The organism is Flavobacterium aquicola, from assembly GCF_003385115.1.
GTDB classification, from domain to species: Bacteria; Bacteroidota; Bacteroidia; order Flavobacteriales; family Flavobacteriaceae; genus Flavobacterium; species Flavobacterium aquicola.
In genome coordinates this window covers 1-6,589 of the sequence record NZ_QUNI01000028.1, presented here as the reverse complement: position 1 = coordinate 6,589, position 6,589 = coordinate 1, and the positions used below count along the sequence as shown (strand labels likewise).

Genomic DNA, 6,589 nt, shown 5'->3' with positions numbered 1-6,589 from the left:
ATTGGTGACACACGAAAAACAAGCTTTGGAAGTGAATACAAACGAATATAGACAGCCCATAACAGCCACTACAACGGATTTGGGCAATTGGCTTAATGGAAAGTTGGTTTTGTATTTGGAATCATTTGGCAAATCCGAAGAATGGGCTTAATTTAGTCCCAAACCCGCTGTAGTGCCAGAACGTTGGCAGTAATTCGCCTAAAAATTGAAGAAAAAAAACATATGAATTGGTTACAAAGACAATTATTTTCTTTTTTAGTCTTTATTGGAAGTATTTTTCCCGATAACAATAAATCGATAGATTTAGGAAGTGATTATGTGATTAGAGATAATAAATGTATTGTTCCAACTAATTTATATACTGATACTGAAATATATTCAAAAGTTATAGATTATAAATTCAATGACAAATTCATAATTGCAAAACAAACTCCTAAAATTTCAAGTTATAAAAAATTGGTTAGAGAAGATTTAAGAACTAGACTAATAATTTATGATGGATTTTTAAAAGAGCGTAATGATAAAGATTATGAAAAAATAACCACGCCAAGTATTGTAAATTCTATAAAATCTGATAGTCTAATTTATTATAGATTTAAAAAAAATGGTTTAAAAGAAAACTATTATGACAAAAATTTAAAAATAGAAGAAGTCGTAGATAGTATTTTAAAAAACGATATGTTTTATAAAAAAATATTAAGAAATAAAATCAATTATTGGATTATCAATAAGTTAGATAACACTCGATTTGGGCCATTTACAAGAATTGAATTTGAAAATGAACTAAAAATAAAAAATATAAACCTACAATTTGAATAACAAGAACTACTGCCAACAGCCACTACAACGGATTTGGGCATTTGGCTTAATGCAAAGATAGTCTTGTATTTGAGATGATTTGGCAAATCCGAAAATAGGGCTTAATTTAGTCCCAAACCCGCTGTAGTGCCAGAACGTTAGTGGCAAGCAATTAACGACAGCAAACAAAGACATCTACCAATTAATGAAGACGAAAATACGCATAGGAATAGTAATATTGAGTATAATTGGATTTGGACTATTTTCATGGCTAACAAGCGATTGGAGAGAACCTTTTTGTTTAACTAACACAAAGTTTGAAAAGAACTTATGGAATTCTGACTTGAATTCAAGGTTTTGTATGATTAATGACATTATTGAAAGCAAAATATTAATCAATAAATCAAAAGCCGAATTGTTTGAATTGATTGGACAACCATTCATCAAAGGTGAATATTTTGGGGAAGAAGCTTTTCAATTCAAAACTGGAGTTAAACACGGACCTTATTTACATTGGTATTTGTACGTATCCTTAAAAAATGGTAAAGTAAACTATGTGCAAAAAAGTTTGGATTAAATGAAATGAATGCCATTTTTGTAATAAGTGCATTAGAAAATTGGAATTGTATCGAATAGAATTTATAAGATAACGAAGAAAGTTGCTAGCCACTAACAGCCACTACAACGGATTTGGGCATTTGGCTTAATGGAAAGATGGTTTTGTATTTGGGATGATTTGGCTAATCCGAAAATAGAGCTTAATTTAGTCCCAAACCCGCTGTAGTACCAGAACGTTAGCGGTCAGTTGACAGAAAAAAATGCGCTGAAATGAAAAAAAATTATTTAACTATTGTTGCTCTAATTTTTCTAATTCTTTTGAGTTGTGAAAAAAAGCAAGCAATTAATACAAATGCTTTTCAAAATAGATGGGAATCAATGTATGGGAATTTAACAATCTATTCAAACAATACATTTGAATATAATCGTTATACTTGTATTTCGCATTCTATATCAAAAGGAAAGTGGAAAATTACTAATGACACTTTAGTATTAAATAGTTTTGAACCTAAAGGATGCTACTTTATAGAAAATTTTCTCTTTGGACCACCTTACAAAGACTCCAGCACTAATCACAAAAAGACAATAAAAGATTGTATGCCAAATACTGGCTATATAAATTTTAAAAACGAAAAATTCTATATTAAGGATTCCTTATTACTATTTAAAACACCCTTCAATAATAAAGAACTTAATAATTTTTATAACTTTAAAAGAGCTCCATATAAAAAACAAACGGTTAACAATACTAAATTGTGAAAAATCAATCATAAAAGGAAATCGAAAAGTAGAAACTTGGTAAACATATAGAAACGCATAGCCGAACTGAATCCAATATTGGAATCGACAAACGTTGTGAATAAACAACCGAACCGCTAACAGCCACTACAACGGATTTGGGCATTGGGCTTAATGGAAAGATGGTTTTGTATTTGGGATGATTTGGCAAATCCGAAAATAGGGCTTAATTTAGTCCCAAACCCGCTGTAGTGCCAGAACGTTAGTGGTTATGCTAGGAAACGAAGAACTTATGAAAATACCCAATAAAACAAAATTTATCTTCTTTTTAGTTTTTTGTTCTTTAAAAATTATTGGACAGAATAAAATTGCGATAACTGAAATTGCTATAAACAAAATCCCAAAAGAAATAAAATATAACGGCAAAGTTAAAAACGCAATAACTTGGAATGATAAATTAGGCGAAAACTATGTCTTGACTTGTGAAACAGGAGAATTTAAAACCAAAAACTCCGAAAATGACTTCCGTGATTCTGAAATTTATGCATATCATTACATTCGTTCCAAAAACGTTATTAAACAGAATTGGAAAATATACGATTTCGTAAAGGATTGTCCCGTCGATATTGAAGCTAGTTTCTTGAAAAATACATTGACTATTACTGACTTAAACAATGACGGAATTGGGGAAATTTGGATAATGTACAAAACTGCTTGCACTGGTGATGTAAGTCCTTGCGAAATGAAAATTATAATGTACCAAGAAAAACAAAAATTAGCGATGCGAGGTCAAAATCTTGTGAAAGTTTCGGATAAAGAATATGATGGTGGAAAATACACTTTTGACAAAGCGTTTAATGAAGCACCAAATTATTACAGAGATTACGCAAAAAGATTGTGGAATAAAAACGTAAATCAGAAATGGCAATAAGCACAACCACTAACAGCTACTACAACGGATTTGGGCAATTGGCTTAATGGAAAAATGGTTTTGTATTTGGAATGATTTGGCAAATCCGAAGAATGGGCTTAATTTAGTCCCAAACCCGCTGTAGTACCAGAACGTTAGCGGTAAATTATGCAGAAGATTATGCTAAAAATAGTATTACTTTTATTATCATTCAATTTGTTCGCGCAAACTGAAGCCGATTATGAAATCGTTCAAATCGAAGGCTTTTATACTTATGGATGGGAAAATTCAAGTTTTTATGAAGCGGTTAAAGATAATCTTAATGTACCGATGTGGCTTGAGTTTGATAAGAATTTAACTTTGCCTGATTCTTTGCGAAAAGTTATTTTCGATGACAATTTTGACGGAGTTTTTATGAAAATCATTGGAAAGAAAAATAACAATGGGAATTTCGGACACTTAGGAGCTTCAACTTCTATGATAACAGTTACCAAAATAATATTTGTTGATCCTAAAAAAACGCTTAAAAATAACTTTGTAAAGAAGAAGTTGAAATAATCTACCGCTAACAGCTACTACAACGGATTTGGGCAATTGGCTTAATGGAAAAATGGTTTTGTATTTGGGATGATTTGGCAAATCCGAAGAATGGGCTTAATTTAGTCCCAAACCCGCTGTAGTGCCAGAACGTTGGCAGTAATTGCCTAGCACGAAAAGTAGATTTGAAAAACAAATAATCCAATAACAAAATGAATGATTTTTTTAAGATTATAACAAAAGTTAAAATATTGATATTATTTGTATTATTTACACAAAACACATTTTCTCAAAAATCTGTTGCAAGCGAAAAATATAAAACTAAAAAGGATAAAATAAATATAGTATTTGTTCCCTTTTTTAACAAAGAAACTGATGAACAATTTACTTTTTATTTAAATCAAGGTCGATTCACAATAGCTGACACAACCAAAACTTCTCAAAATTTACGAAATGAATTTTTGAAAAATTCGTGGTTTAAGAATTTCATAGATGGATTTGACCAAAATTTGAAATCTGAAAAAAACTTGTTTGCAAACGTAACGGAAAATGAAATTAAAGATTTTAAAATTAACACACTAAATTCGGATTTAATATATATACACTCAGCAATTGAAAGCAAAATAGTTACTAAAATTAATAAGTCGGGTAACATAACTCTTTATTTTACTATTGCTGTTTACGATTTAGAATCTGGAGAATTTATTTTTAAATGCAAGGCTAAAAGTAAAAGTGAGTTTAAAAATTCTTTAGCCGACAAAAGTGGAACAATTAAAACATTGACTCAAGATTTGTTTGCTTGTTTTGAGGAAAAATTTAAATAACGAAAAAAAGCAACTACTGCCAACAGCCACCACAACGGATTTGGGTATTTGGCTTAATGGAATGATGGTTTTGTATTTGGATGAATTGGCAAATCCGAAAAATGGGCTTAATTTAGTCCCAAACCCGCTGTAGTGCCAGAACGTTACAAGAAATCTTATGACTAAAATTTGTACATTATTGATATTATTTCTTTTTCTCTTTTCAAGTTGTAAAAGACAAAACTTCATTGTGCTTAAGCCTATGAATGATACAATCGAAATCAAACGTATAGTTCTAAATCGTCATAAAAACCCAAAGGGATACGTTGAAAATTATTATATAGAACTTGATGATTATACCAAAATCAAAAAGCATTTTTTTTCGGAGTTTGAAATATTTATTGGAGACAGTGTATACAGCGCGCAAGGAATTAAACTTGCATTTTCAAGAGACATAATCACAAAAGATTTTTTCTATTCATATCATAATAAAACAAGACTTATATGCATCGATACGATTGACAAAGCAGAAATGATAAATATTAGTCAACGTTATTCTAAAAATGACAGACTTCATTGGATAAAAAAAGAAATAATAATTAATTAAGACTTCTTGTAACAGCCACTACAACGGATTTGGGCAATTGGCTTAATGGAAAAATGGTTTTGTATTTGAATCATTTGGCCAATCCGAAGAATGGGCTTAATTTAGTCCCAAACCCGCTGTAGTGCCAGAACGTTATGAGTAAGCTATTGAGCAACTATCTCAATAGGACTAACTGAACGACCATCTTCTCCTAATTTTAATTTTCCGTTTAATAAAAATAAATTCAAGGATTTTAAGCTGTCAAATTCTTTGATAATTTCTTCATCCCAAAACTCTCTTAAGTTTCCAGAACCATCACCGTTTATTTCAATTGTTGTAGAAATATTGTTTCTTTTTTCAAAGTCATTCATTAATGATAATGTAATTTCCATACTTTATAAATATTTAGCCTACTCATAACAAGTGATATGAGCGATTTTCGGCATAGTGATTAATCGTTTTATTGGTTTGTACTTGGTTCATTTAGGCACAACGGAAGAATGGTCTTGTGCAACTCCGAAAATCCGCACATATCACCGATACGTTACCTGCTAGTGCCCCAGAAATGACAATTAATGAAGAAAATTGAACTACTCAGATATAATAATTTTTTACTGAAGCAAATAGAATTAACACAGAAAAGAGTAATCAAACCTATCTACCGAGGTGATTCAATGGAAAACTTGTGTGAAAAACTAAATGTATTCTACGATCAAAAAGAAATAGACATACCAACTTTGTTGGAAAGATTATTTATGGTTGGTGAAAAAGCTCAAAGGTATTATACGAATGACGAAAACTTTAAGATTGATGATGCTTATGATTTTGTTTTTGAAAATATTATGAAATATTTCACAACTTCTTTAAAAAACAAAAACAAACATACTATTGCTTTTTTTGAGAGAAATATAACTCTTAAAATCTTCTTCTCAGATAGAAATAATAAACAATTATTTTTAGAAAAAATTGGTAACGCAACTCAACGAGAAAGAATTGCAATAAGGAATTACTATCTTACACTACTCCATCAATTAGCTTCAATAAATTATAAAAAAAAATCACATCTTGTTTCGACTAGCAAAGATTATAAAATTGCAGAAAAATTTGCAAAAGAAGTAATTTTACATTGTTGGCAACCGATACAAATGGAGAGAAATATAATTAAAAAATATAAATTACCTCATTACTCAGTACTCCCATATGATTATCAAAAGGAACTAACAATTATTGGTGGAATATTACCTCATTTCATATCAGGTTTAGAAATAATCAAAACAAAAGAATTTTATCCTAATCCAAATATTTTCATAAATGACATAACAAATGAGCATTTTTTAAATGGATTGGAAATAGACCAAAGTAACTTTGACAATATTGTAAACTCAACTAACTATAAAATAACGTTGGAAACAGATGGAATTGATATTTGGGAGAGATAGCACCAGCAGGTAACAGCCACTACAACGGATTTGGGCATTTGGCTTAATGGAAATATGGTTTTGTATCTGAATGATTTGGCAAATCCGAAGAATGGCCTTAATTTAGTCCCAAACCCGCTGTAGTGCCAGAACGTTACCAGTAATGGCTACCAAATTTACGGTTAATAAAAAGCAATCAAATTAGAATCAATAGTAAAATGCGGACAGATAATATTATCGA

At 30.2% G+C, this 6,589-nt stretch carries 9 protein-coding genes; 8 read left to right on the top strand and 1 reads right to left on the bottom strand.

Features of this window, described 5'->3' with window-relative positions:
- Nucleotides 1–183: 183 nt before the first annotated feature.
- The 7 genes from C8P67_RS21580 to C8P67_RS21550 all read left to right on the top strand — a co-directional run bounded on the left by C8P67_RS21580 (nt 184) and on the right by C8P67_RS21550 (nt 4,951).
- The gene (locus tag C8P67_RS21580; RefSeq protein ID WP_115815270.1) at nt 184–819 is read left to right on the top strand and encodes a hypothetical protein; all 636 of its coding nucleotides are present in this window, start codon (nt 184–186) and stop codon (nt 817–819) included.
- A 184-nt stretch (nt 820–1,003) separates the two neighbouring features.
- A complete protein-coding gene (locus tag C8P67_RS22015) occupies nt 1,004–1,375 on the top strand; it encodes a hypothetical protein (RefSeq protein ID WP_147298281.1) in 372 nt (123 codons plus the stop codon).
- Between the two features lie 251 nt (nt 1,376–1,626).
- Complete coding sequence (locus C8P67_RS21570; protein ID WP_115815268.1) at nt 1,627–2,115, top strand: hypothetical protein; 489 nt, start codon at nt 1,627–1,629, stop codon at nt 2,113–2,115.
- A 271-nt stretch (nt 2,116–2,386) separates the two neighbouring features.
- The gene (locus tag C8P67_RS21565) at nt 2,387–3,025 is read left to right on the top strand and encodes a M949_RS01915 family surface polysaccharide biosynthesis protein (RefSeq protein ID WP_147298280.1); all 639 of its coding nucleotides are present in this window, start codon (nt 2,387–2,389) and stop codon (nt 3,023–3,025) included.
- A gap of 147 nt (nt 3,026–3,172) precedes the next feature.
- Complete coding sequence (locus tag C8P67_RS21560; protein WP_170141510.1) at nt 3,173–3,562, top strand: hypothetical protein; 390 nt, start codon at nt 3,173–3,175, stop codon at nt 3,560–3,562.
- A gap of 191 nt (nt 3,563–3,753) precedes the next feature.
- On the top strand, nt 3,754–4,365 hold the full coding sequence (locus tag C8P67_RS21555; RefSeq protein ID WP_115815265.1) for a hypothetical protein: 612 nt from the start codon (nt 3,754–3,756) through the stop codon (nt 4,363–4,365).
- Nucleotides 4,366–4,606: 241 nt separating this feature from the next.
- Nucleotides 4,607–4,951 carry a hypothetical protein gene (locus tag C8P67_RS21550; RefSeq protein WP_115815264.1) on the top strand — a complete coding sequence of 115 codons (345 nt, stop codon included), beginning with the start codon at nt 4,607–4,609 and terminating at the stop codon, nt 4,949–4,951.
- A 143-nt stretch (nt 4,952–5,094) separates the two neighbouring features.
- On the opposite strand, the gene C8P67_RS21545 is transcribed toward C8P67_RS21550, so the two are convergent.
- Entirely contained in the window at nt 5,095–5,322 is a 228-nt protein-coding gene (locus C8P67_RS21545; protein WP_115815263.1) for a hypothetical protein, read from the bottom strand.
- Between the two features lie 183 nt (nt 5,323–5,505).
- On the opposite strand from C8P67_RS21545, the gene C8P67_RS21540 reads away from it, so the two are divergent.
- Nucleotides 5,506–6,369, top strand: a complete 864-nt coding sequence (locus tag C8P67_RS21540; RefSeq protein WP_115815262.1) for a hypothetical protein — start codon at nt 5,506–5,508, stop codon at nt 6,367–6,369.
- Nucleotides 6,370–6,589: the final 220 nt, after the last annotated feature.